Source organism: Streptomyces cyaneochromogenes, from assembly GCF_003963535.1.
GTDB classification, from domain to species: Bacteria; Actinomycetota; Actinomycetes; order Streptomycetales; family Streptomycetaceae; genus Streptomyces; species Streptomyces shaanxiensis.
In genome coordinates this window covers 4,626,172-4,648,815 of sequence record NZ_CP034539.1, presented here as the reverse complement: position 1 = coordinate 4,648,815, position 22,644 = coordinate 4,626,172, and the positions used below count along the sequence as shown (strand labels likewise).

23 protein-coding genes, 1 tRNA gene and 2 pseudogenes are annotated in these 22,644 nt (G+C 71.1%); 14 read left to right on the top strand and 12 right to left on the bottom strand.

Annotated features, from left to right (window positions below):
- The first annotated feature begins 13 nt into the window (after window positions 1-13).
- On the top strand, window positions 14-1,642 hold the full coding sequence (locus EJ357_RS20915; RefSeq protein WP_126393132.1) for a DoxX family protein: 1,629 nt from the start codon (window positions 14-16) through the stop codon (window positions 1,640-1,642).
- Window positions 1,643-2,435: 793 nt separating this feature from the next.
- Here EJ357_RS20915 and EJ357_RS20900 read toward each other — a convergent pair.
- The 3 genes from EJ357_RS20900 to EJ357_RS20890 form a co-directional block, all read right to left on the bottom strand.
- On the bottom strand, window positions 2,436-3,167 hold the full coding sequence (locus EJ357_RS20900; RefSeq protein WP_126393130.1) for a nucleotidyltransferase family protein: 732 nt from the start codon (window positions 3,165-3,167) through the stop codon (window positions 2,436-2,438).
- Between the two features lie 132 nt (window positions 3,168-3,299).
- Complete coding sequence (locus EJ357_RS20895; protein WP_126393129.1) at window positions 3,300-3,758, bottom strand: hypothetical protein; 459 nt, start codon at window positions 3,756-3,758, stop codon at window positions 3,300-3,302.
- A 230-nt stretch (window positions 3,759-3,988) separates the two neighbouring features.
- Entirely contained in the window at window positions 3,989-5,080 is a 1,092-nt protein-coding gene (locus EJ357_RS20890; protein WP_126393128.1) for an ABC transporter ATP-binding protein, read from the bottom strand.
- Window positions 5,081-5,297: 217 nt separating this feature from the next.
- Here EJ357_RS20890 and EJ357_RS20885 point away from each other — a divergent pair.
- The 5 genes from EJ357_RS20885 to EJ357_RS20865 all read left to right on the top strand — a co-directional run bounded on the left by EJ357_RS20885 (window position 5,298) and on the right by EJ357_RS20865 (window position 7,944).
- Window positions 5,298-5,372 (top strand) — tRNA-Thr (locus tag EJ357_RS20885).
- A 227-nt stretch (window positions 5,373-5,599) separates the two neighbouring features.
- Window positions 5,600-5,836 (top strand): hypothetical protein, encoded by a 237-nt coding sequence (locus tag EJ357_RS20880; RefSeq protein ID WP_126393127.1) that lies wholly within the window; start codon window positions 5,600-5,602, stop codon window positions 5,834-5,836.
- Window positions 5,837-6,168: 332 nt separating this feature from the next.
- Complete coding sequence (locus EJ357_RS20875; RefSeq protein ID WP_175647459.1) at window positions 6,169-6,570, top strand: hypothetical protein; 402 nt, start codon at window positions 6,169-6,171, stop codon at window positions 6,568-6,570.
- A gap of 354 nt (window positions 6,571-6,924) precedes the next feature.
- Window positions 6,925-7,260 (top strand): hypothetical protein, encoded by a 336-nt coding sequence (locus EJ357_RS48355; protein WP_175647458.1) that lies wholly within the window; start codon window positions 6,925-6,927, stop codon window positions 7,258-7,260.
- A gap of 336 nt (window positions 7,261-7,596) precedes the next feature.
- Window positions 7,597-7,944 carry a hypothetical protein gene (locus EJ357_RS20865; protein ID WP_228473114.1) on the top strand — a complete coding sequence of 116 codons (348 nt, stop codon included), beginning with the start codon at window positions 7,597-7,599 and terminating at the stop codon, window positions 7,942-7,944.
- A 133-nt stretch (window positions 7,945-8,077) separates the two neighbouring features.
- On the opposite strand, the gene EJ357_RS20860 is transcribed toward EJ357_RS20865, so the two are convergent.
- The 3 genes from EJ357_RS20860 to EJ357_RS20850 form a co-directional block, all read right to left on the bottom strand.
- Entirely contained in the window at window positions 8,078-8,386 is a 309-nt protein-coding gene (locus EJ357_RS20860) for a hypothetical protein (RefSeq protein WP_126393126.1), read from the bottom strand.
- Between the two features lie 255 nt (window positions 8,387-8,641).
- Entirely contained in the window at window positions 8,642-8,935 is a 294-nt protein-coding gene (locus EJ357_RS20855; RefSeq protein ID WP_126393125.1) for a hypothetical protein, read from the bottom strand.
- A gap of 225 nt (window positions 8,936-9,160) precedes the next feature.
- Window positions 9,161-9,649, bottom strand: a complete 489-nt coding sequence (locus tag EJ357_RS20850; RefSeq protein ID WP_126393124.1) for a hypothetical protein — start codon at window positions 9,647-9,649, stop codon at window positions 9,161-9,163.
- 344 nt (window positions 9,650-9,993) lie between these two features.
- Between EJ357_RS20850 and EJ357_RS20845 the strand changes: the two genes are divergently transcribed.
- The 6 genes from EJ357_RS20845 to EJ357_RS20820 all read left to right on the top strand — a co-directional run bounded on the left by EJ357_RS20845 (window position 9,994) and on the right by EJ357_RS20820 (window position 15,395).
- Window positions 9,994-10,806 (top strand): hypothetical protein, encoded by an 813-nt coding sequence (locus EJ357_RS20845; protein ID WP_126393123.1) that lies wholly within the window; start codon window positions 9,994-9,996, stop codon window positions 10,804-10,806.
- A 74-nt stretch (window positions 10,807-10,880) separates the two neighbouring features.
- Window positions 10,881-11,159 (top strand): hypothetical protein, encoded by a 279-nt coding sequence (locus EJ357_RS20840; RefSeq protein WP_126393122.1) that lies wholly within the window; start codon window positions 10,881-10,883, stop codon window positions 11,157-11,159.
- Window positions 11,160-11,302: 143 nt separating this feature from the next.
- A complete protein-coding gene (locus EJ357_RS20835) occupies window positions 11,303-12,577 on the top strand; it encodes a WS/DGAT domain-containing protein (protein WP_126393121.1) in 1,275 nt (424 codons plus the stop codon).
- A 37-nt stretch (window positions 12,578-12,614) separates the two neighbouring features.
- On the top strand, window positions 12,615-12,890 hold the full coding sequence (locus EJ357_RS20830; protein ID WP_126393120.1) for an acyl carrier protein: 276 nt from the start codon (window positions 12,615-12,617) through the stop codon (window positions 12,888-12,890).
- Complete coding sequence (locus EJ357_RS20825) at window positions 12,887-14,095, top strand: beta-ketoacyl-[acyl-carrier-protein] synthase family protein (RefSeq protein WP_126393119.1); 1,209 nt, start codon at window positions 12,887-12,889, stop codon at window positions 14,093-14,095. The genes EJ357_RS20830 and EJ357_RS20825 overlap by 4 nt, the downstream gene beginning before the upstream one ends.
- Window positions 14,096-14,114: 19 nt before the next feature.
- Window positions 14,115-15,395, top strand: coding sequence for a wax ester/triacylglycerol synthase domain-containing protein (locus EJ357_RS20820; RefSeq protein ID WP_126393118.1), 1,281 nt, complete (start codon window positions 14,115-14,117; stop codon window positions 15,393-15,395).
- 16 nt (window positions 15,396-15,411) lie between these two features.
- Here EJ357_RS20820 and EJ357_RS20815 read toward each other — a convergent pair.
- From EJ357_RS20815 to EJ357_RS20805, 3 genes and pseudogenes are all read right to left on the bottom strand, one after another.
- Window positions 15,412-15,798, bottom strand: a pseudogene (locus EJ357_RS20815) (DUF4037 domain-containing protein); the annotation flags it as partial.
- 24 nt (window positions 15,799-15,822) lie between these two features.
- On the bottom strand, window positions 15,823-16,317 hold the full coding sequence (locus tag EJ357_RS20810) for a GNAT family N-acetyltransferase (protein WP_126393117.1): 495 nt from the start codon (window positions 16,315-16,317) through the stop codon (window positions 15,823-15,825).
- Window positions 16,318-16,326: 9 nt separating this feature from the next.
- On the bottom strand, window positions 16,327-17,256 hold the full coding sequence (locus EJ357_RS20805; RefSeq protein ID WP_126393116.1) for an aminoglycoside phosphotransferase family protein: 930 nt from the start codon (window positions 17,254-17,256) through the stop codon (window positions 16,327-16,329).
- A gap of 12 nt (window positions 17,257-17,268) precedes the next feature.
- On the opposite strand from EJ357_RS20805, the pseudogene EJ357_RS20800 reads away from it, so the two are divergent.
- A pseudogene (locus EJ357_RS20800) lies at window positions 17,269-18,704 on the top strand (NAD(P)/FAD-dependent oxidoreductase).
- Window positions 18,705-18,806: 102 nt separating this feature from the next.
- Here the strand turns inward: EJ357_RS20800 and EJ357_RS20795 are convergent.
- Together EJ357_RS20795 and EJ357_RS20790 are read right to left on the bottom strand one after the other, a co-directional pair.
- The gene (locus tag EJ357_RS20795; RefSeq protein WP_126393115.1) at window positions 18,807-19,787 is read right to left on the bottom strand and encodes a zinc-binding dehydrogenase; all 981 of its coding nucleotides are present in this window, start codon (window positions 19,785-19,787) and stop codon (window positions 18,807-18,809) included.
- An 80-nt stretch (window positions 19,788-19,867) separates the two neighbouring features.
- Complete coding sequence (locus EJ357_RS20790; RefSeq protein ID WP_126393114.1) at window positions 19,868-21,028, bottom strand: FAD-dependent oxidoreductase; 1,161 nt, start codon at window positions 21,026-21,028, stop codon at window positions 19,868-19,870.
- 140 nt (window positions 21,029-21,168) lie between these two features.
- Between EJ357_RS20790 and EJ357_RS20785 the strand changes: the two genes are divergently transcribed.
- Window positions 21,169-21,852 carry a pentapeptide repeat-containing protein gene (locus tag EJ357_RS20785; protein ID WP_126393113.1) on the top strand — a complete coding sequence of 228 codons (684 nt, stop codon included), beginning with the start codon at window positions 21,169-21,171 and terminating at the stop codon, window positions 21,850-21,852.
- Window positions 21,853-22,091: 239 nt separating this feature from the next.
- Here EJ357_RS20785 and EJ357_RS20780 read toward each other — a convergent pair whose 3' ends face one another.
- Window positions 22,092-22,622, bottom strand: a complete 531-nt coding sequence (locus EJ357_RS20780; protein ID WP_175647457.1) for a hypothetical protein — start codon at window positions 22,620-22,622, stop codon at window positions 22,092-22,094.
- Between the last annotated feature and the right edge of the window lie 22 nt (window positions 22,623-22,644).

Sequence of the window (22,644 nt, the reverse complement as noted above, 5' to 3'; positions counted from 1 at the left end):
CGGTTAGTTGAGTGTGGACACCAGAACACCCCGCACACCCACGGGGGACCGCTCGTCGGGATACGACGACGCTCCCGCGCTGAGCATGGTGAAGGTGCCGAGCGATCCGGCGCAGATCATCGTCAATCACGCGAGTTTCCGCGTGCTGCTGGGCGCGTCTACCGGGCGCACCAAATCGCTGCGGATCGCACGGCACTTGAGCGCCACCGACGACACCGCCCGCATCCCCGCCGTCAACGCGGCCGGCAGAGCGGGCGCGGCCACCGGCCCCCGCCGCCGGGTCGCCGTCTGGAACGGCACGTCCGCGCCGGACGACACCGGCGCCCACCGCCTGCTCCAGGCCGTGCGGGACGGCAGCGTCCGCCACGGCGACGAACCGGCCCCCGCCGGAGCCACCCAGGTCATCCCGCGCGTGGACGTGGGCGGCGGCTACGACATGGGTTACGACGACGAGTTGACGCAGACGGTCGAAACCCCGATCGTCGGCGCTCAACGCACCCACGAGTCGGTGGAGACCCGCCTCCTTCCGAACATGCGCACGGTCGAAAGCGCATACGACGAGGAACTCACCTACGAGGCCGAGGACTTCGACGACGTAGACGAGGCCGACGGCCCGGACGAGACGGGCACGCAGCTCAAGCGCCCGGGCGACGACCCGGCCCGGCACGCCTACTACCCCGGCCGCCGTATGAACCTCGGCGTCGTCCTCCTCCCGCTCCGGGTCTTCCTCGGCTTCATCTCCATCTACGCCGGCATGGGCAAGCTCTGCGACCCCGTCTACTTCGACGGCGGCAAGCGCGGCTCGATGGTGAAGTGGCTCAACACCCTGCACCCGTGGGAAGTCGCCGAGCCGCTGCGCCAGTTCGCCCTCGAACACCCCGTCGGCTCCGGGCTCGTCATCGCCTTCTTCCAGGTCATCGTGGGTGTTCTCACGGTCCTGGGGTGCTGGCAGCGGGTCGCCGCGGTCGTCGGCGCGCTGCTGTCGGCGGCGCTCCTGGTCACCGTCAGCTGGAAGAGCGTCCCGGTCTACGACGCCCCCGACATCATCTACCTGGCGGCGTGGTCCCCGCTGATCATCGCCGGTGCGCCGGTCTACTCGATCGACGGCCGCCTGGCCGGGATGGCCTGGCGGCGCCTCGGCCCCCGCTCCGACATCTGGGAGCTGCGCAACTACGTCCTTCGCCGTGGCGCGTTGATCACCGCGATCGTCACCGGCCTGACCCTCCTCATCGGCTCGTTGCTCGGCGGTGCGGTCCGCGACGCCGACCGTGTCGTGGTCCCCGGCCCCGGCGAGGCCCCGCGCAACGAACTCCCCGGCTCCCCGCTTCCCGAGCCCGACCAGCGCCGGAAGACGCCGTCCGCGTCCAACTCGCCCACCCAGGGTGCCACGTCGGGAGCGGCCACTCCGTCGGCCGCGACGACGCCGGGTGCCACCAGCGACACGGGTACGACGGGTGCCGGTACGCCCAGCCAGACCCAGGGCACGGCGGGCCAGGCCCCGCCCCAGCAGTCCACTCCGGCCGACGAGGCCCCCAGCACCAGCACCGGTCCCACCTCCGGAGGCCCCACCTCGGGTGGCGGCTCCAGCACCGGGGGCTCCACCTCCGGGGAACCGGGACTGGTAGGCGGCCTGTTGGGGTAAACGGGCCGGTGGACAACCTTCTCGGCAGCTCCTCCACCGGCTGACAGCACCGATATGACGCCGAGCCCGCGAAGACGGCGAAGGGCCCCGGACGTGGTGACGTCCGGGGCCCTTCGCCGTGGGGCCACGGCCTGAGGCCCCATTGTTCTCGCCCCCGCCGCCCCTACCCGTCCCGTCCCTGGGGGCTGCCGCCCCCAGACCCCCGCTTCGGCCCGAAGGGCCTCGTCCTCAAACGCCGGACGGGCTGAAATTGCCTGGCCCGGCGTCCATGGGTGACGGTTCGCTGGGGGCGGGTGGGGGCTGGGGACGGCGTCCCCCTCGGGTGGGTGGGGGATCGGGACGGAGCTCCCTCGTCCTCAAACGTCGGACGGGCTGGAATGCCGGGACCGGCGTCCGTAGGTAACGGCTCGCTGGGGGTGGGTGGGGGATCGGGACGGGGCTCCCTCGTCCTCAAGCGCCGGACGGGCTGAGTTTGCCTGGGCAGGCGTCGCGGAGCGGGGCGTACTCCCACGGCGCCGCGGTCGCGTACGGCGGGAGGTCGATGTGTCGGGGAGGGGCGTACCCCCACGCACCCGGCGGTCGCGTACGGCGGGAAGGGGACGTGCCGGGGGGTGTCCGCCCGCAGTGGCCGGCGTCAACACGCGGCACCTCCCGGCCTAAGTCCAGTCGCCGGTCCGAGGACGGACACCCCCCGGCACGGCCCCGACCCACAACCCACCCGCAGGCGCTACGCGCACCCCCACCAAACCCGCACAGGCCGCCGCAGGCATCCCACATCGCACCCGCGGAGCACTCAGCGCCCCAGCGCCGCCAGTTCCTTCGCCGCCTCCGTCAGGTCCTTCGCCGTGTCGATGGCGCGCCAGTACGCCCCCTGAGGGATCGGGAACCCGGCCAGCCGGCGCTCTCGGGCGAGGTGCGGGAACGTCGTGCGTTCGTGGTCGCCGCGTTCGGGGAGGAGGTCGGCGAAGGCGGGGGAGAAGACGTAGACGCCCGCGTTGATCTCGAAGGTCGACGGCGGTGCCTCGATGAAGTCGGTGATGTGCCCGAAGCCGTCCGTCTTCACCGCACCCCACGGGATACGAGGACGGGCCAGCGCAAGCGTCGCGACGGCATCGCGCTCGGTGTGGAAGTCCGCCATGTCCCGCAGCGAGAAACGCGTCCAGATGTCACCGTTGGTGGCGTACCAGGCCCGATCGGGATGCGGGAGATGCGCGGCCGCGTACTTCAGACCGCCGCCCCTGCCGAGCGGCTCCGTCTCGACGACGGTCGTCACCCGCACCGGCAGCTCGGCCGACTTCAGCCAGTCCTGCAGCACCTCGGCCAGGTGGCCACAACTGATCACCACATCCGTCACACCCTCCTCGGCCAGCCAGACAAGCTGATGGCCGATGATCGGCGTCCCCGTCCCGGGGATCTCGACCATCGGCTTGGGCCGGTCGTCGGTGTACGGACGCAGCCGGGACCCCTGGCCACCGGCCAGGACGACGGCTTGAACGGGGCGGGACGCGGCATTCGGATCAGTCATGACCGAACTGTACGCGGCGCCCCGCTCACGGCATTCCCCGGCAACCGTTCCGTAATCAGCCGTTACCGTCCGCAATAGGAGTGTTCAGTTAAGAGGGTGTTCAGCGAGAGAGAGCGTTCAGCCAGAGAGGGTTCAGCTGTGCGCGGCCGCCACGCCGGAGGCGAACGCGGTGTCGCAGACGGGCCGGGCGTAGGACTGCGCGCGGTTCGGACCGTACACCCGCACCGCCGCCCGCCCGAGCGCACGGGCGATCGAGGCGCAGTGCCGGGCCAGGGACGGGCGCTCGTGGACGGCCTGCTGGAGGTGGGTCAGGGCGGTGCCCGGGTCCTTCTCCTGCAGCTCGGTCAGCAGCTGGTCGCGCAGCACGTCCTGCGGGGCGCGCGCGGCGGCTTTCTTCGCGTCACCCGCGCTCGTGACGTCGGTCGCGGTGAGCACCGAGTCCGAGGGGTTCCCCGACCAGTTGACCCGGGTGACCGCGAGGGTCCCGGAGAGCACCAGGACGACGGGCAGGACGAGGGCGAGAGTGCGGCCGAGCTGGCGGGCGGGGCCCCGGTGGCCGCGTCGTGTCTGTTGGGTGGTGGAGTGCTTCACGCGAGTGAGGGTAGCGTTCGGTACTGATATGGCGACATTTGGTCACCGGTTCGGGGGACGAAGTGGTGCCCTCCCTCGAACGGCGTGTTGACGCACAGCGCTCGAAATGACCCGATCTGCCGGGGTATTTGTCGACAACGAGAAGGGCCCCGCAGCACTCTGCGGGGCCCTCTTCGTCAACCTGGGTGAATTACCCCGGGTTGTACTGCCGCTGGTTGTCCTCGGCCGCGTCAGTCGGACAGTCGCTCGCCCGTGGACGTCGAGAACACGTGGGTCTCGCCGGAGCGCGGGACGATGTGCAGCGTGCTGCCCTTCTCCGGGACGTCACGGCCGCTGACGCGGACGACGAGGTCCTTGGAGTCGTCGCCGCCGACCTTGGCGGTGCCGTACACGTACGCGTCGGCGCCGAGCTCCTCGACCACGTTGACGGTGACGGCGAGGCCCTGCTCCGACTCGGAGCCGGCCACGTCGAAGTGCTCGGGGCGGACACCGACGGTGACGGTCTTGTCGGTGGCGGCGGAGAGCGCCTCACGGTCGACCGGGACGACGGAGTTGCCGAACTTCACGCCGCCGTCGGTGATCGGGACCTCGACCAGGTTCATGGCCGGGGAGCCGATGAAGCCGGCGACGAAGAGGTTGGCCGGGCGGTCGTACATGTTGCGCGGGGTGTCGACCTGCTGGAGCAGACCGTCCTTGAGGACCGCCACGCGGTCACCCATCGTCATGGCCTCGACCTGGTCGTGGGTGACGTAGACGGTGGTGATGCCGAGACGGCGCTGCAGCGACGCGATCTGCGTACGGGTCGACACACGGAGCTTGGCGTCCAGGTTGGACAGCGGCTCGTCCATGAGGAAGACCTGCGGCTCACGCACGATGGCGCGGCCCATGGCGACACGCTGGCGCTGACCACCGGAGAGGGCCTTCGGCTTGCGGTCCAGGTACTCGGTGAGGTCGAGGATCTTCGCGGCCTCCTCGACCTTCTTGCGGATCTCCGCCTTGTTGACGCCGGCGATCTTGAGCGCGAAGCCCATGTTGTCGGCGACGGTCATGTGCGGGTACAGCGCGTAGTTCTGGAACACCATGGCGATGTCCCGGTCCTTCGGCGGCAGGTGCGTGACGTCGCGGTCGCCGATGCGGATGGCGCCGCCGTTGACGTCCTCGAGCCCCGCCAGCATGCGGAGCGAGGTGGACTTGCCGCAGCCGGACGGGCCGACCAGTACGAGGAACTCTCCGTCCTCGATGTGGATGTCGAGCGCGTCTACGGCGGGCTTCTCGGTGCCCGGGTAGATCCGGGTCGCCTTGTCGAACGAGACAGTGGCCATGGTGAATGGGCCCCCTTCTACCGGCAGGAACGTGCCGGACGATCCGTTGTAGGAAGGTGGTTGTTTAGTCCACATGTGCGGACTGGCTCTGGACGGTACCCGGCGTTCGCCTGATCTGTCAGTACCTGGGGGCATGTGAACTTCGCGGAAATTTTCGACAGGGCCCGCTCGGAACCTGGGTACACTGCACGGGCGCGTGCGTCTCGGGCGCGCGCAGGCCTCCTTAGCTCAGTTGGTCCAGAGCGGCTGTCTTGTAAACAGCAGGTCGTCGGTTCGAATCCGACAGGGGGCTCCGACAATATGAACAATTCGTCGCAGTGGCCCAGGCGTGAATCCAAATACGCCTGGGCCGCTCCGCGTTTGAGCGTACAGACCACTCTCGGTAATTCCGCGCATACCCATCTCCCCCGTCGGACACGGGATATGCACCGGCATGGAACCGCGTCGCTACTGCTAGTGTTCGTTCAGTCACAGTAGGCAACCAGCCTCAATGCATAGGTAATGAAAACCGAGGGTTCCATGCGCAAGCTTCACCAGGTCATGATCGTCGCGGCGGCGGCCGGCAGCCTGTCCGCCATCGGTGCCGGTACCGGTGTCGCCTACGAGGTCAAGCCGGCCTCGACCGACCTCTACCGCCCGTACCAGGAGTGCAGCCCGCAGACGGTGGCCAGTGGCGACCTCCCGATCGCCGTGCTCGGCCTCGCCGAGACCTTTGACACCACCTGCGGTCAGTTCAACAACGCCTTCACTGGCTGAGGTCGGCGGCACGGTCGTGCGCGACGCCTTCCGCGGGCCCCTTCGGGGTCATCCCCCGAAGGGGCCCGTACGCGTCCACGACCGCTGAACTTCCGTGCGTCGACGAGTCGTTACGGCGGCCGCCTCCGGGCGGAATCGCGTGCGGCGCGGGTACGGCGCGCACCCCGAACCTCGAAGCCCAGGTCACTCCTTTTCACTTCGTAAGCGAAACGGCCCCGAGCATCCCGGACATGAGCGGAACCCGGGGCCCGTATCTCCGACTTCCCGGGGTCCGGCGCGGCGGTTCGCGGCGCATGACGCCGGGGCACCCCTCACAAAAGGAGACGCAACACATGTTCAACGGAAAGAAGATCGCGGCCGTCTCGGGGCTTCTTGGCGGCCTCGCCATGACCTGGATCGGCGTCGCACCGGCGCACGCCGCGGCGAACCCGGGTGCCTGTGCGCCCGACAACCAGGGCAACATCATCTGCACCCAGCGAATCGTGGGCCAGCTGCCCGAGGGTGGCGACTTCACCGTCCGCCGGTCGGTCACCTGCCAGCCGACCGAGCCCGTGACCCTGCCTGCCGCGGGCCTGCTGAACAGCGGGACCACGCGGATCGGTCCCCACATCACCTGCAAGGACATGACGCGGCCCACGTTGCCGGCGCCGGCGCCGGCGCCCGCCGCCAACGACGCCAGCGACGGCGGCCACCTCAGCGCACTGGGGCGCATCCTGGGCGGCCCGGGGGCGTAACCGCCGACGAAGGGCCGCTCGACGGCCTGCCCCACCTCTCAAACAGCGGACGGCCGGACCGGGTTGACCTGGTCCGGCCGTCCGCTGTTTTCCGTCTTCTGGTTCCGGGTCCTCATGGGTCGGCAAACGGGTGACTGCCGCTCGCCGCCCGTGACTCGCCCTCGGGGAAGCGTCGTTGCTCTCAGGAAAGCACCTCCCCTTCGCGTCCATGGAGAGCCGGACGAAAGGGCTCCTTGCCATGGGCCGACACGACACAGAGAAGGGTCAAAGATCCCAAATTGCTACGGATTAAGTGTATATGCTCACATTAAGTAGTCAACCAGGGCTTCGTGCCCGGGAAGAAAGGGTCAAACTATGCGCAGGTTTCAGCGCGTTGCGGTCGTAGCTGCAGCGGTCGCGGGTCTGTCCGCCTTCGGTGCCGCCGGTTCCGCGTTCGCTCACGAGGACGGCTGGGACGGTCAGAACGTGACCGCCGTGGCCACCTCGACGGCCAACGCCGTTGGCACGTGGGGCGTTCCGACCGACAAGGCGCAGGCTGCCCCGCAGCAGGCCACGCAGGCCGCGCCTGCCGCTGCGCCGGCTGCCGCGCCCGCTGCCGCGCCGGCCGCCGCTCCGGAGGCCGCCCCCAAGACCGTGGCGCCGGAGTACGGCTACGGTGAGTACTCCGCTCCTACCTACGCCGCTCAGTAACGAAGCACCGAGGAATCGATGCGCGAGTTTCAGGGCACTGCGAACGTCGTCGTGACGGCCGCGGAGCGGATGGCTCCGTACTCCGAGCCACGGCCGACCCCATAGGGCGTTTCTCACGACAGGCGCATCGATATCAGTCGGACCTTTAGCGAATTGCAGCCCGGACGCGCGGCAGAACCCTCAGGGGTGCGCGGCCGGGCTGCAGCAGTGCCGTCACCGGACCAGGCCGAGAACGTGCCGGGCGACGGGCGTCGTATTTCTACGTTCTCCAAGGCTCGGGCGGGCGCCGGTCGACGGCGCGGTCGCCCGGGCCTCGATTGCAAAGGAACGAAGTACATGATCGGTCGACAGAAGATCGCCACCGTCTCGGGGCTCCTCGGTGCGCTCGCGGTGATCTACGGCGGTGCCGCGCCGGCGTACGCGGATGACGATCCCAAGGGTGCGTGCACGATCACCGCCCAGGGGGACATCGTCTGCATCAAGAAGAGCGAGCAGGTCCGCAAGGACAAGCGCAAGTTCGTCATCAAGCAGGCGCAGGACTGCCAGATCGTCGAGCGGCCCCGCTTCACGTTTCCCGAGCAGACGATGCTGAGGGACGGGTCCCTGCACTCCGGTCCGGTCGTGGAGTGCTCGAACAGGGCGAAGCTGCCCAAGGGTTTCAAGGTGCCGAAGTTCAAGTTCTGAGGTGCGAAACGGAGAATGCCGGACCGGGATGTGATCCCGGTCCGGCATTTCTGCTTTCCGGGCGGAAGGCGCCCGGGGAAAGCCCGGTGCCCCGGCTTGCGGCCGGGGCACCGGGTGGGGGTGGGGCTTTGGCCTACTTGCCGCCGACGGCGTTGCTGCAGCCCATCGACGAGCCCAGGCCGGTCTCCTGCGCGCCCGGGTTGCCCTCGCCGTTCAGCAGGTTGCCGCCCAGGCCGTTGGCGATGCCGACCTGGCCGAGGACGTCGACGTTGGCGTCGTGCGACTTGCAGGAGGTGCTCTGCAGGACGCTGAAGCTGGAGCCGCTGTGGCTCCGGCTGTTCTTGCTCCAGCCACCCTGGTCGGCGTGGGCAGCGCCGATGCTCAGGATTCCGACGCTCCCGAGGGCGGCGACCAGGACGGCGGCCTTGTGGAGCTTGTGCATGTTCTTCTCCGGTGGAGTGAAGAGGACGCGACCCGTAATGGATCGACTTCGAACAGTTACGGAGGCTAATAGGAAATATTCGTGATTAATAAGCGGCACGCCGAATTTGAAGAAGTCTCACCGCCTTGGCGGATATCCGGAAATTATTGCGCGTCGTACTTGAATCGCGACACAAAAAGGTGTCCCGGTACCAGGCGCGAGGCTCGGTACCGGGACCTTTTCCTGCGGGCGGCCGGCTAAGCGGCCGTCATGTGCTTAGAAGGCGCTGTTGTTGCAGCCCATCGACGAGCCGAGGTGGGTGTCCTGCCCACCGGCGTTGCCCTCGCCGTTGAGCGCGTTGCCCAGCAGGCCGTTGAGGATGCCGACCTGGCCCAGGACGTCGACGTTCAGGTCGTGCGACTTGCAGTTGGAGCTCTGCAGGACGCTGAACTTGCCGCCGCCCTTGCCGCCGTGACCGTCGAGGCCCTGGGCGGTGGCGGTGCCGGCGCCCAGCAGGCTGACGGTGCCGAGGGCGGCGACCAGGACGGCAGCCTTGCGAAGCTTGTGCATGTCATCTCCGGTGGAGTGAGGTGGGTGCGATCTGTGAGGGATCGACTTCGTACAGTTACGGGAGGTTAATACGAAGTATCCGATATGTCTCACAGCGGCACGCCGGAATTCGTGATCTCGTATCAGAAGCACCCAGAAGCCGGATCGAGGCATGGGAAAGTGCTGGTCACAGCCGTTTGTCGAGGGCTGCGACCAGCACGGTCGTCGCAAGTGGAGGACGGTGTCCTAGCTGGTGGCGCGGGCGGAGGCGGCCGCGTTCGCCTGGCTGTTGGCCTGGTCGCAGTCGACACCCGTGGCCTCGGCGGCGGCGAGGGCGGCGACCGGGACGTTCGCGTTGAGCAGGGACTGCGGGCTGCACTCCTGGTACGGGCGGAAGAGGTTGGACTGCTCGAGCGGGCCCGACTCGGAGGCCGGCGCGGGGGAGAGCTGCGGGTTGATCTGCGGGCTCAACTGGGGGCTGACCTGCGGGCTGACCTCGGCACCGCGCTGAGGCACCGGGGCCTGTCGCTGCCCGTAGGACGAGGGCGTGCCGGAGGTCTGGACGCTGGCCTGCGAGCGGGTCCAGGTGTGGGCCTGGGCGTCCCGCTGCCCGACGGGGGGCGGAGTGCTGCCGCGGTATGCAACGGGAGCGTCGGCGACGCTGGGGCCGGCGCCGATGGCTGACAGACCACTGGCTGCTGCGACGACGAGCGCGACCTGCTGGAGCTTGCGCATGGAACCTCGGCCCTTCATTGACCTGTGCATGGAACGTACGGAAATGCTCTGAGCCATTGCTCTGACCTTGTGGGGAACGAGGCGGGCGCATGGCCGGTCACGTGCATCGGGATTCGGTCACCCATTTGCCAGAGGTATTAATCAATGACAAATCCTCAGAACCGTTTATCGGATTGATGGCAATAGAGTGACGGGCTTTCCGATCCCGTGACTCGGTCAGGAAATTGTCGTTGCCAGCGGAGAGAGGGCAGCGATCAGGAGTCGGAGAGGTGCAACGGGATCCGCTGCTGGCTCCACTGAATACAACGGATTCCCTGTACAGGTAATGAAGGGCCGAGGGTTTCATGCGCAAGCTTCACAAGGCCGCGCTCGTCGTAGCGGCGGCCGGCGGATTGACCGCCATCGGCGCCGGCGTCAGCGAGGCGGCCGAATATCCCTACGGGTACGGTGCTCCGGCACCCGCCCCCGAGTACCCGCCCCAGTACGCGGCCCCGGCGCCTCCTCCCCAGTACGCGCCGCCCCAGTACGCGGCCCCGGCACCCCCTCCGCAGTACGCCCCACCCCAGTACGCCCCGGCGCCCGCTCCCCATTACCCGCCGCCCCAGTACGCCGTGGCGGAGGCCCGTTCGACGGGTCTCGCCCACGCCTCCACCCCGCCGCCGGCGCCCCAGTACGCGGCCCCCGCCCCGGCGCCGCAGTACGTGCCCCCGGCCCCGCCCCCGGCTCCGGCGCCCGCTCCGCCCCCCGCGCCCGCGCCCGCGCCGGCCCCGGCCCCCGCGCCCGCCCCGCAGCCGCAGGGCGGCCACGCCTCCGCCTCGGCGTCGTCGGGCGGCGCCGCGCAGGCCTCCAACGGTCCGCACGCCGCGCCGCAGCCCGCCCCCCAGTCGCCGGTGTCGCAGGTCGTGCCGCAGGTCACCCCGCAGACGGCGCCGCAGGTCATGCCGCAGGTCGCCCCGCAGGTCAACGCGCCCCAGGTGTTCAACCCGGAGCCCCCGCCGCGGGTTGCCCCCCAGGTGAACCCGCAGGTGAACCCCCAGGTGAACCCGCTCATCAACCCGCTGGTCCCGACCGCCGGCCCGCCGCAGGTGCCCGGGCTCGGCCTGGGACAGGTCCAGGCGCCCCCCGTGGGCCAGTTGGGTCTGCCGCGGCTCGGCTGAGCTGCCTCCCGTAGTTGTCCACCGTTCCAACTCGATCTGCTGCACAGCACATCTGCTCGACCAACGGAGAAGAAATGCGCAAGCTTCAGAAGGTCGCCCTCGTGGGCGCCGTCCTCGGCAGTGTCGGCTCCTTCGGCGTCGGCACCGCCGCCGCCCACGGCGAGGCGGGAGCCCACGACCTTGACATCACGCAGGGCATCGAGTGCCGCTCGCACGACATGAACATCGATGTCCTCGGCAGCGTCGGCGCCCTCAACAGCCTGCTGGCGAACGCGCTCAACGGCGAGGGCAACCCGGGTGCGCAGTCCACCCACCTCGGCTCGGACATGGGCTGCAACAGCCAGGTCAAGTAGAGGGTGTGAAGCGTTCGGTCCAACGCCCGCTCCAGCACGGGGCGGGCGTTGGACTGTTGAACGCGCCATATACGTTGAGTGAAGGTTCGTCACCCTGCGTGTAGGGTGATCTCGTTTACCAGGAAGGGTGGGCGACCTGTCGCATGAGACTGTCCTGTGCCGACGAGATGCTGTTGCTCAACGGGTGTCCGGGAGTCATCGGCCTGGCGGCGGTCTTCTCCGGTGAACAACCGGATGTGGATCAGGTGCGGGCCCGCGTCGCCGAGCGGTGGACGGGCCTGGAGCGGATGAACTGTGTGCTCGACCGTCCCTCGGGTGGCGGCGGGCCGGCGCGGCGGGGGTTGTTCCGGCGGCGGCGGGTGCGGTGGACCGTACCGGGACCCTTCGATCCCGCCGTGCATGTCACGGTGGCCCGCAGCAAGTTGGACGACCTGTGGGCGCAGAGCCTGGACCGGCCGCTCACCGGCGCGGTCCCGCCCTGGCGGCTCTTCGTGGTCCCGGACGCGGCGCACGGCGGAGGGTTCGCCCTGGCGCTCGTGGCCCAGCACGTGCTGCTGGACGGACGCTCCCTGGCGACGCTGATGCGCGCGTTGACGGACAGCCCGGTGGCGGCGCGGGAGTCGGCGCGGTCGGCGCCGCTCACGCGTACCGGGCTGGGGGCCGCGGGCCGGGAACTCAGGGCGATGGCGGCCGCGGGGCAGGCCCTTCCGATGCGGTCGCCGCAGGAGACGTGTCCCTCGGTCGCGGTGAGCGAACTGCCCGCGCATCTGGTCCGGTCCGCGCGCCGGCAGCCCGCCGACGGCCGGGGCGCGACGCTGAACGAGCTGCTGGTCGGTGCGGTGGCCGGCGCGCTGCGGGCCCAGTACGGCCCGGTGCGGGGTTGGCGCCAGCGCGACGAACCCGCGTACACGGCCGTGCCCTGCGACCTGCGCACCCGGGCGAATCCGCGGGAACTGGGGAACACCCTCACGGTCGTTCGGGTTCCGTTGCCCGTCGACGTGGACGGTCCCGTGGCGCGGCTGCGGGCGTGTCAGGACGCGTTGGCCACGGTCCCCGAGCGGGCCGCCGTCCACGCCGGTGTGCTGTTCCCCGCCGCGGAAGCGGTGCGGCGGACGGGGCCGTGGGTGACCGGGCTGCTGGCCAACCGCGGTCGCCGCTCCTGTTTCGCGGCGACCGCGACCACGGCCATGAAGTGGCCCGGCGGACCGAGCACCTTCGAAGGGCGCCGGCTCGTGCGCACCGTCGGGCTGCCGCCCCTGCAGCACCCGGGCACCGTCAGCTTCGCCCTGGCCCAGGCAGGAGACGCGTTCACGCTCACCGCGGTGTGCAACGTGCGCCCGGACGACGCGAGACGGCTCGCCGACGCGGTCGTCACGGAGTTCGAGACATGGGCTCGGATGGCGACGCCGTCGGCGTGAGTCAGCCCTGACGGCACCAGGAGATGGAGGCAGTTGCATGGATGTGGAACACGGCGACGTATGGGAAGAGCTGCGCCCGCTGTGCGCGCGGGTGATGTCGGTGCCGCCGGAGGCGGTCGTGCCGCAGGCCCGGCTCGTCGCCGACCTGGGAGCCGACAGCCTGGACATCACCGAACTGGAGGCGGCGTCCGAGGAGTTGTTCGGGGTGTCCCTGCGGGGGACCGACAAGTCCGGGGTGTCCACCGTGGGTGACGTCGCCGACCTCATCGTGAGTCTGCGCACCCGCCCCGCCCACACCCCCGTCGCACGGTGACCCGCCGACCCGCTGTCGCCGTCACGGGCCTGGGCGTCCGCTGCGCGGCCGGAGCGACTCCGGTGGCGCTGTGGGAGAGCCTCGTACAGGGCCGTTCGGCGACGTCGCTGCACACGTTCGACGACGAGGGCACCGTCGTGTATCCCGCGTGTCCGATGACCGACTTCGACCCGGCCGGCTACCTGGCGCCCAAGGAGATGCGGCGGGCCGACCGGTCGGTGCAGATGGCGGTGTGCGCGGCCGTGGACGCCGTGGCGGACGCCGGCGGACTGCAGGTCGAGCCCGCGCGGCGGGCCGTGGTCACCGGTACCGGGTACGGCGGGGTCATCAGCCAGGAGAACGGCATCGGGCATCCCGATGTGCTCTACGCGCCGCGTCTGATGCACAACGCCGGGGCGTACTGGATCAGTGCCCGGCTCGGGATCACCGGACCCAGTCTGACGGTGTCCACGGCGTGCGCCTCCGGGACGCACGCGGTGGGTGAGGCGATGCAGATGATCCGGGCGGGGTGCGCGGACGTGGTGGTGGCGGGTGGCCATGACAGCCCCCTGACCCCGACGACCGCGCTGGCCTTCGGGCGGGCCGGTGCGATGGTCACCGAGTGCGCCGATCCCACCGCCGCGTCACGTCCGTTCGACATCGGGCGGCAGGGGTTCGTCCTCGCCGAGGGGGCGGCCTTCCTGGTGCTGGAGCGGCTGGACCTCGCCCAGGCGCGCGGTGCCCGGATCCACGCCACGCTGACCGGGTACGGCCGTACGTCCGACGCCCACCACCTCACGGCGCCGCATCCCGACGGTGCCGGTGCGCGGGCGTGCATGGAGCAGGCGCTCGCCGACGCAGGCACGACCGCGGAGGCCGTCACGTACGTCAACGCGCACGGCACGGGTACCGAGTTGAACGACATCGCGGAGGCGCAGGCCATCACCGCCCTGTTCGGTCCTCGCAGGGTGCCGGTGACCGCGCCCAAGTCGGTGACCGGGCACGGGCTGGGGCTGGCGGGGGCGCTGGAGGCCGTGATCGCGGCCTTGTCGGTGCGGGAAGGGCTGGCGCCGCCGACCGCGTCCCTCACGCGGCTGGACCCCCGGTGCGAGCTGGACGTGGTCGCCGGCGAACCGCGCAAGATCCCGAACGGTCCGGTGATCAGCAACAGTTTCGCCTTCGGGGGTCACAACGCCTGTGTCGTGTTCGATTCGCCGCACGGTTGATCAGCGGAGGGTTCGGCCCATGAGACTGACCGCCATCGAAGAAGGACACCTGCGCAACGGGCTTCCGGGGACGATCGGCATCGCCGCGGTGTTCCCCGGGAGGCCGTTCGAGCCGGCCGAGGTCCGGTCCCGTGTCCGCGACAGGTGGGGCGCACTGGAGCGGATGAGCCGGGTCCTCCTGCCCCCGGCGGGGTCCGCCGCGTTGTCGGGCCACCGCTGGGCCGAGGCCCGGTCGTTCGATCCCGGCGCGCAGGTCACCGACACGGACCAGGATCTCGAATCGCTGCTGGCCGAAGGGGTCAGTCACCCGCTGCCGGCCGAACGGCCCCTGTGGCGGCTGCTGGTGACGCGAGCCGCCGACCCGGCGGGCGACCACGCCCTCGTGCTGCTCGCCGATCACGCGCTGCTGGACGGCAGATCCCTGGAGACCCTCTTCCGGCTGCTGATGGACGACGCCGTACCGCCGGCCCCGCAGGGAGCGGCCGCACAACCGCTCGCCACGGCGCGCCCGCGGGTCCGTCCCGCCGTCGTGGGGCGGGAGTTGCGCCGCATCGGGGCCGTCGGCCAACCCCTTCCCACGGCGTCGTCCGGCGAACCGCGGCCGTCGGTGGCCGTGGTCGGGCTCGACCCGCAGGTGATGCGTGCGGCGCGCCGTCAGCCGGCCGGCGGACGGGGCGCGACGCTCAACGAGCTGTTGCTCAGCACGTACGCCGGCGCCCTCCGCGCCTGTTACGGCCCCCTGTCCTCCTGGCCCAGGGGATCAACCCCCTTCTACGCCACGGTCCCGGTCGACCTGCGCACCCGGCACGACGCACAGCGGCTCGGCAACGGCGTCACCGCGCTGCGCATCCCGCTGCCCGTCGACGGCGACGCCCCGGTGGCCCGGCTCCAGGCGTGCCAGGACATGGTGGCGGCGTTCCCCCGCCGCCTCGACGCCCACCGCGCGATCCTGCCCACGCTGCAGGCGGCCGCGCGTACCGTGCCGTCGCTGGCCGGGGTCATGGCCAGGAGCCTGGCCCGTCCCGAGGCCACCACGAGCCTGTGCACCGCGTTCAAGTGGCGGGACAACCCCAGTCGGCTGCTCGGTCGCCCCCTGTCGCGCATCGTCCCCCTGCCGCAGCTCTCCCCGCCGGGCACGGCGAACCTCTGTCTCGTCCACACCGCCGACACCTACACGCTCACCGTCGTCAGCCACGCGCGTGCGGGTGCCGCGGGGATGATCGGTGATGCCGTGGCGCAGGAACTGAAGGCAGTGGCGGCGTGTGACGTTCCTGCCGGGTCTGCCGGACCGTCGTGGTGAGAGCCCTGGCCAGGGCAGGGCGCGTCAGTACGTCCGTACTGTCGGCGAACTGATCCACCGCCCCGACGGGCGGCAGGTCCCTGAGGGCCGGGTCGGTGATGCGGGCGGTCAGGGCCTCGGTGAAGCGGTCGGCGCGCAGGGCCTGGAAGGGGCGGGAGTGGTACGCGCGCGTGGCCGGGTCGACGCGGTCGGTCAGGTGGAGCTGGTTGTACTGGTGGGCGACGATCTCGTCGGCGTGGACCAGGTGTTGCTCGCGCGTGTGCCGGTCCGTGGCGGTGAGGGCGGCCGTCAGGACGGGGGACAGGCGGGCGGCGGTGACGGCGGAGCCCAGTTCGTCGCCGACCTCGCCGCAGCGGCCCACGAAGGCCTCCTCCTGCGCGACGCGCTGCCAGTGGCAGGCCAGGGGGGCGGGTCATGCGCAGGACGTTCACACCGCGGCGCGGTCCGGTCCCGCGCCCAGCTCGGCGAGCGCGTCGTCCGTGAGCCGGTACACCGTCCACTCGTCCTGGGGGCGGGCGCCGAGGGCCTCGTAGAACGCGATGGACGGGGCGTTCCAGTTCAGCACGGACCACTCGAGGCGCTGGTAGCCGCGCTCCACGCACAGCCGGGCCAGCTCGGTGAGCAGGGCCTTGCCGTGGCCGGCGCCGCGGGCGGTGGGGCGGACGTAGAGGTCCTCCAGGTAGATGCCGTGGACGCCGCGCCAGGTGGAGAAGTTCAGGAACCAGAGCGCGAGGCCGAGGGTCTCGCCGGTCGTGTCGTCGGCGGCGATGTGGGCGTAGGCGGCGGGGTGGTCGCCGAAGAGGGCCTCGTGCAGTTGATCCGGGGTGGCCTTGGCCTCCTCCAGGGCCTTCTCGTACTCGGCGAGTTCCCGGATGAGGGTGTGGATGGCGGGGATGTCGGCGGGGGTCGCGGGTCGGATCATGGGCGCAGGCTAGCTGCCGCGCGCGTGCAGCCGCCTCGCGATTTCCAGCTGGCGGTCCTCCACCGGGCGGCCGTCCTCGATGTCCCAGAGGCAGTTCTGCAGGAGGCGGCCGTACGTCCACGCACGCGCGCGTGCCCGGTCCAGGCCGAGGACGTCGGTCATGGCGTCGAAGCGCCAGCGGACGTCGTCGGCGTCGAAGCGGTTGTCGAGGGCGGGCCACAGTTCGAAGCCGGGGTCTCCGGCGAGGGGCTTGGGGTCGATGGCGAGCCACGGGGCGCGCTCGCCGGCGAGGACGTTCTCGTCGTGGAGGTCCCAGTGCAGGAGGCGGTCGCCGGGTTCGTCGACTACTTCCCGTACGGCCGCCGCGCAGTCGGCGACGATGCGGCGGGCCTCCGGGTCCGGGATGCGCTCCAGCGCCCAGGGCGTCTGCTCCAGCATGGCCTGCGCGATGTCGCCGAGGCGGCGCAGTCCGGCGGGCGCGGGGAACGACGTGAGGTGGGCCAGGAGGCGTGCGATGACCAGGACCGACTCGTGGGTGTCCGGGTGGTGCGCGAGCATGCGGGACGAGTCGAGGCGTTCGAGGAGCATCGTGCCGGTCGTCGCGTCGTGGTCCAGGAGCCGCACCGCCCCGTCGCCGTCCCACGCGCGCAGGGCCACCGGTTCGCCCTCGCTCTCCTCGTCGAGGAGTTGCAGCTTCAGGACGGCCGCAGCGCCGTCCCGCCGGAGGACGGGGAGGACCAGGGCGCAGACCCCGTGCATCGGCCGTCCGTCGACCGTCAGTTCCCAGCGGTCGAGGAAGCCGGCCGTCAGGTCCGGCAGTCCGGCGATGAAGGCGCTGCCCTCCTCGCCGTTGTACTCCTGCTGTGATGCGGCGAGTTCCCGCGGGATGTCGATCACATGACGGACCCTAGTGGGCTCCCGGAATCGGCTCACCCCCATTACCGTCCTCGCATGAGCAGCTCGGTCAGTGGTGCAGTGAACGGCGGCATCTCCTACTGGTACGCGGACGACGGCCTCCCCGACGTGCGCGAGCCGCTTGCGGGGGACGCCTCCGCGGACGTGGTCATCGTGGGCGGCGGATACACGGGACTGTGGACCGCGTACTACCTGAAGAAAGCGGTCCCCTTCCTCCGTATCACCGTCCTGGAACAGAAGTTCTGCGGATACGGGGCTTCGGGACGCAACGGCGGATGGCTGTACAACGGCATCGCGGGGCGCGACCGGTACGCGAAGCGGCACGGCCATGACGCGGCCGTACGGCTGCAGCGGGCCATGAACGACACCGTGGACGAGGTCATCAGGGCGGTGGCGGAGGAGGGCTTCGACGCCGGCATCCACAAGGGCGGGGTCCTCGAAGTCGCCCGCACGCCCGCGCAGTGGGCGCGGTTGAAGGCCTTCCACGAGCACGAGGTGTCGTACGGCGAGAAGGACCGTGTGCTGTACGGGGCCCGGGAGACCGCCGAGCGGATCAGGGTCGCGGACGCGGTCGGCTCGACGTGGACGCCGCACGGGGCGCGGGTGCACCCGGTGAGGCTGGTGAAGGGGCTGGCGGCGGCCGTGACGGCGCTCGGGGTGACGATCCATGAGCTGACCCCGGTGACGGAGATCCGGCCCAAGCACGCCGTCACGCCGTACGGCACCGTCCGCGCGCCCTATGTCCTGCGCTGCACCGAGGGCTTCACGGCCGCCCTGAAGGGGCAGAGGCGGACCTGGCTGCCGATGAACTCCTCGATGATCGCCACCGAACCGCTGACCGAGGAGCAGTGGGAGGCCGTGGGCTGGGCGGGCCTCGAGACGCTCGGCGACATGGCGCACGCCTACATGTACGCGCAGCGCACCGCCGACGGGCGGATCGCGCTGGGCGGGCGCGGGGTGCCGTATCGCTTCGGGTCGCGGACCGACAACGACGGGCCTTCGGGTCGCGGACCGACAACGACGGGCGGACGCAACCCGAGACCGTCGAGGCCCTGCGGGAAGTCCTCGTCGAGTTCTTCCCGGCGCTGGCCGGAGTGCGGATCGAGCACGCCTGGTCGGGTGTGCTGGGCGTGCCGCGCGACTGGTGCGCGACGGTGACGCTGGACCGCTCGACGGGGCTCGGCTGGGCGGGCGGTTACGTCGGCTCGGGCGTCGCCACCGCCAACCTCGCCGCGCGCACCCTGCGGGACCTGGTGCGGCAGGACTCCGGGCAGGGCGGGCGGACCGAGCTGACCGACCTGCCGTGGGTCGGGCACAAGGTGCGCAAGTGGGAGCCGGAACCGCTGCGCTGGCTCGGGGTGCACGGGCTGTACGCCACCTATCGGGCGGCGGACCGCAGGGAGCGCCTCACCAGCAGCGTCGAAGCCTCGAAACTGGCCCGGATCGCCGACCGGGTGGCCGGGCGGCACTGACGAGACTTTCGACCGCTGCTCACCCGCCCAGAAGACCATGGCAAGGCCGTACCGCATCTGGGGAGGGCTGACGTATTCGCTGGTGCGGGGGCCTGCGGCCGGTCACGGCTCCAGTACCACCTTTCCGGTGGTTCCGCGCGTTTCGAGGGCGCGATGCGCGGCCGCCGCCTCCGCGAGCGGGAAGCGCTGCACGGCCGGGGTGAGGCGGCCCGCGGCGGCCTCGGCGAGGGCGCGCAGTTCCAGGGTCTGTACGGGGTTGGGGCCGCCGGCCTTTTGCATCATCACGGGGCCGAGGACCTGCTCGGAGACGCCGTCGACGAAGTAGGGCTTGCCGTCGTGCAGTCCCGCGCCGGACCAGCCGAACACGAGGTGCCGGCCGCCGGGGCCGAGCACGGCGACGGACTCGCGGGCGACCTCGCCGCCGACGCCGTCGAACACGACGGTCGCCGGCCGGCCGCCCAGGAAGGCGCGGACCTTGCCGGGCCACGCGGGGTCCTTGTAGTCGACGGCGAGATCGGCGCCGTTCTCCCGCACCCGGGCGGTCTTCTCGGGCCCTCCCGCGAGGCCGATGACGACGGCGCCGGCGTTCCTGGCGTACTGCACCAGCAGCGTGCCGATGCCGCCGGCGGCCGCCGGGATCACGGCGACCGCGTCCGGGCCGAGCTCGGCGAACTGCAGGATCCCCATCGCCGTACGGCCCGTGCCGATCATGGCGACGGCCTCGGCGAAGTCGAGGTTCGCCGGGATCTCGTGGACGCGGTCGACGTCGGTGACGGCGAGCTCGGCGTAGCCGCCCGGCGCGAAGCCGACGTGGGCGACGACGCGCTTGCCGAGCCAGAGCGGGGCCACGCCCTCACCGAGGGACTCGACGACGCCGGCGACCTCGCGGCCGGGGACGGTGGGCAGCGTGGGCAGCTGCGGCGCCGGGCCCTGCACGCCTTCGCGCAGGGTGGTGTCGAGGAGATGGACGCCGGCCGCCGCCACGGCGACACGGACCTGGCCGGGGCCCGGTGCGGGGTCGTCGACCTGCTCGTAGGTGAGGTTCTCGGCCGGGCCGAAGGTGTGCAGGCGGATGGCGTGCATGGGATCCCCCATCGTCGTGGAATCGGGCCGGCTGGGCGCCCACCCCGCCGCCGGAGGCGGCTGTGAGCAATGCTGCGACCTCAAGCGTGCTTGAGGTCAAGGGCGTACCGGCCGAGGGCCAGGGACACGGCCGTGAGGGCGCTGTTGAAGGAGACCTCGGACAGCACACCGGGGGCGGCCACCTGGTCCCCCGCCAGATAGACGCCGTCGCCGCGGTCGACGGCCGGACGGTCGCGCCAGCTCGTGCCGGGCAGGTCGACGGCGCCGGTACGGCCGTTCGCGACGGACTCGCGCCGCCAGGTGACGCGTTCGCGCCAGCCGGGGAAGCCGAGGTCGAGCAACTCCTCGGCGCGGGCGACACCCTCCGCCTTGGACTCGTGCGGGGCGAGGGGGATCTGTCCCTGGATCAGCTGCTCACCCTCCGGCGCCAGGGAGCGGTCCTGCGCGGTGAACCGCTCGATCCACCCGGTCTCGTCGAGATCGGATACGGCGAAGGCGTCCCCGCGCCGGGTCCGCACCGCCAGATCGACGAGTGCCGTACGACCGCTGGTCCAGGTCAGGGAGTCGTCCTTGAGGAGGCGGCGGGCGGCGTCGAGGGAGGTGGCGACGATGACGGGCGTGTCGGTCGGGAGCTCGTCGACGCGGGACAGGGTCTCCATCCGCACCCCGAGATTCCACGCCCGGGCCGCCATCCGGTCGATCATGGTCGCCCAGCCGCCCCGCGGATAGTGCGCCTCCGGCGGCAGCTTGGTGGCCCGGCGCAGCCGCTCCCGCACGAACGCCGCTGACAGGGCGCCGGGGTCGTGGTGGAACAGGGCGACCGCGGAGTAGTGGGCGGCGGCCCGCGCGCCCTCCTCGCCCGCGATGCCGGTGGCCCAGGTCAGGAAGTCGACGTCGACGGGTGCCTGCGGAAGGCCGCGCCGCAGCAGCTTGAGCATGGCGAAGGGCGGGGTGCGGCGCAGCACACCCCGGTGCCGCAGCCGCAGCCGGGCCGCCTCCAGGGGCGGGAGCGGCGCGAGCGGCCCGATCAGGTCGCGCTGCTTGAGCCAGGCCCAGTGCAGGCCGCCGTTGTACAGGGCGTGCGGTCCCTCGTTGGTCCGGTACGGCCCCTCGGCGGTCCGCGCCCGTCCGCCGAGCGTGTGGTGGGCTTCGTACACGGTGACCTTGGCGCCCGCCTCGGCGGCGGTGATGGCCGCGGTGAGTCCGGCGAAGCCGCCTCCGATGACGGTGATGCGGTGCATGGCTGGGGGTCTCCCTCTTTGGTCGGGGTCGCCTTTCTTGCCTTTCGTGAGTACGACGGTCCTGAGCCCCCGGAATGTGACATGGGCGGTGTCGACGCAGGTCAGGGGCGATTGTCAGTGGCGGGGTGCAGCATGGGGGCATGGCGAGGAAAGCGATGGGTGAGGGTGGCGTGAAGGGCGCGCGGCGGCCCGAGGTGCGGCTGCCGCCGCTGGAGCCGTACCGGGACGGGCAGTTGGAGCCGGACGGGGACTACGACAGCCTGGAGTTCCGCGAGGAGGACCTCACCGGGCAGGACGGCGCGGGCGCCCGGTTCATGGACTGCGCGCTGCGGGGCTGCGCCCTGGACGAGACGAGACTCCGGCACGCCCGGATCCTCGACTCCGTCCTGACGGCCCCACGCGGCGTCGGCACCGACCTCGCCGAGGCGACCCTGCGTGATGTGGAGCTGGTGGACGCCCGGCTGGGCGGGGTGCAGTTGCACGGCGCGGTCCTGGAGCGGGTGGTGATCCGAGGCGGCAAGATCGACTACCTGAACCTGCGCAAGGCCAGGCTGAGAGACGTCGTTCTCGAGGGCTGCGTCCTGGTCGAGGCGGACTTCGGGGGCGCTCGCCTGGAGCGGGTGGAGTTCGTGGACTGCGTGCTGAAGGGGGTCGACCTCAGCGGGGCCACGCTGACGGACGTGGACCTGCGGAGGGCGGCCGAGCTGGACATCGCGCGGGGGGTGGAGCGGCTGTCCGGGGCGGTGATCAGTCCGGCGCAACTGCTCGATCTGGCGCCGGTGCTGGCGGCGGAGCTGGGGGTGCGGGTGGAGGCCGGTCCGTGATCGGCACCGGGGCGGGTCCGGTATGATTGACGCAGAGCTGCTCGCCAGAACTCCTGGCGGTCGGTGATGCGTTGGTGGTCCAAGGAAAGACGCCCCGCTTCCTGCGGGGAAATGCAGGTGCAAGGCCTGCCCGGCGCTCTGACAAGGAGCCCCTCCCGGATGACGGGAGGGGCTCCTTCTTTGTCGTGCTTTGGCGTGGGGGCGCCACCGGCGAGGCACGGCGGGGGCGCCCGCGGAGGCTACGCCACGCGTGGGAAGCGGGCCTGCAGGGTCCAGATCGCCGGGTTCTCGCCCAGGTCCTCGTGCAGGTCGATCAGGTCGGCGAGCAGGTCGTGCAGGAAGTCGCGGGCCTCGCGGCGCAGTTCGGTGTGGGAGAACGTCAGCGCGGGTTCCTCGGCCGGCATCCAGTCCGCCTCGATGTCCACCCAGCCGAAGCGGCGCTCGAAGAACATGCGGTCCGTGGACTCGGTGAAGTCCAGTTCCGCCCGCTGGGGGCGGGAGGCGCGGGAGCCGGCCGGGTCCTGGTCCAGCCGCTCGGCGATGTCGCACAGGGCCCAGGCGAAGTCGAGCACCGGAACCCATCCCCAGGCTGTGGACAACTCCCGGTCCGCCTTGGTGTCGGCGAGGTAGACGTCGCCGCAGAACAGGTCGTGGCGCAGGGCGCGGACGTCCGCGCGACGGTAGTCCGTCTGCGGGGGGTCCGGGAAGCGGGTGGAGAGGGCGTAGCCGATGTCGAGCACGCAGGTGATGGTGTCACGGCCGACGCTCATAGGATCACTGGCGTGTCCCGAT

Bases quoted from the DNA above. Each gene is read 5' to 3' on its own strand.
- EJ357_RS20790 (WP_126393114.1), bottom strand. From the start codon at position 21,028: ATGCACCGCATCACCGTCATCGGAGGCGGCTTCGCCGGACTCACCGCG.
- EJ357_RS20840 (WP_126393122.1), top strand. From the start codon at position 10,881: ATGCGCAAGCTTCAGAAGGTCGCCCTCGTGGGCGCCGTCCTCGGCAGT.
- EJ357_RS20795 (WP_126393115.1), bottom strand. From the start codon at position 19,787: ATGCACGCCATCCGCCTGCACACCTTCGGCCCGGCCGAGAACCTCACC.
- EJ357_RS20820 (WP_126393118.1), top strand. From the start codon at position 14,115: ATGAGACTGACCGCCATCGAAGAAGGACACCTGCGCAACGGGCTTCCG.
- EJ357_RS20785 (WP_126393113.1), top strand. From the start codon at position 21,169: ATGGCGAGGAAAGCGATGGGTGAGGGTGGCGTGAAGGGCGCGCGGCGG.
- EJ357_RS20855 (WP_126393125.1), bottom strand. From the start codon at position 8,935: ATGCACAAGCTTCGCAAGGCTGCCGTCCTGGTCGCCGCCCTCGGCACC.
- EJ357_RS20890 (WP_126393128.1), bottom strand. From the start codon at position 5,080: ATGGCCACTGTCTCGTTCGACAAGGCGACCCGGATCTACCCGGGCACC.
- EJ357_RS20865 (WP_228473114.1), top strand. From the start codon at position 7,597: ATGATCGGTCGACAGAAGATCGCCACCGTCTCGGGGCTCCTCGGTGCG.
- EJ357_RS20830 (WP_126393120.1), top strand. From the start codon at position 12,615: ATGGATGTGGAACACGGCGACGTATGGGAAGAGCTGCGCCCGCTGTGC.
- EJ357_RS20810 (WP_126393117.1), bottom strand. From the start codon at position 16,317: ATGATCCGACCCGCGACCCCCGCCGACATCCCCGCCATCCACACCCTC.
- EJ357_RS20850 (WP_126393124.1), bottom strand. From the start codon at position 9,649: ATGCGCAAGCTCCAGCAGGTCGCGCTCGTCGTCGCAGCAGCCAGTGGT.
- EJ357_RS20860 (WP_126393126.1), bottom strand. From the start codon at position 8,386: ATGCACAAGCTCCACAAGGCCGCCGTCCTGGTCGCCGCCCTCGGGAGC.
- EJ357_RS20875 (WP_175647459.1), top strand. From the start codon at position 6,169: ATGTTCAACGGAAAGAAGATCGCGGCCGTCTCGGGGCTTCTTGGCGGC.
- EJ357_RS20805 (WP_126393116.1), bottom strand. From the start codon at position 17,256: ATGGGGGTGAGCCGATTCCGGGAGCCCACTAGGGTCCGTCATGTGATC.
- EJ357_RS20780 (WP_175647457.1), bottom strand. From the start codon at position 22,622: ATGAGCGTCGGCCGTGACACCATCACCTGCGTGCTCGACATCGGCTAC.
- EJ357_RS20835 (WP_126393121.1), top strand. From the start codon at position 11,303: ATGAGACTGTCCTGTGCCGACGAGATGCTGTTGCTCAACGGGTGTCCG.
- EJ357_RS20880 (WP_126393127.1), top strand. From the start codon at position 5,600: ATGCGCAAGCTTCACCAGGTCATGATCGTCGCGGCGGCGGCCGGCAGC.
- EJ357_RS48355 (WP_175647458.1), top strand. From the start codon at position 6,925: ATGCGCAGGTTTCAGCGCGTTGCGGTCGTAGCTGCAGCGGTCGCGGGT.
- EJ357_RS20900 (WP_126393130.1), bottom strand. From the start codon at position 3,167: ATGACTGATCCGAATGCCGCGTCCCGCCCCGTTCAAGCCGTCGTCCTG.
- EJ357_RS20845 (WP_126393123.1), top strand. From the start codon at position 9,994: ATGCGCAAGCTTCACAAGGCCGCGCTCGTCGTAGCGGCGGCCGGCGGA.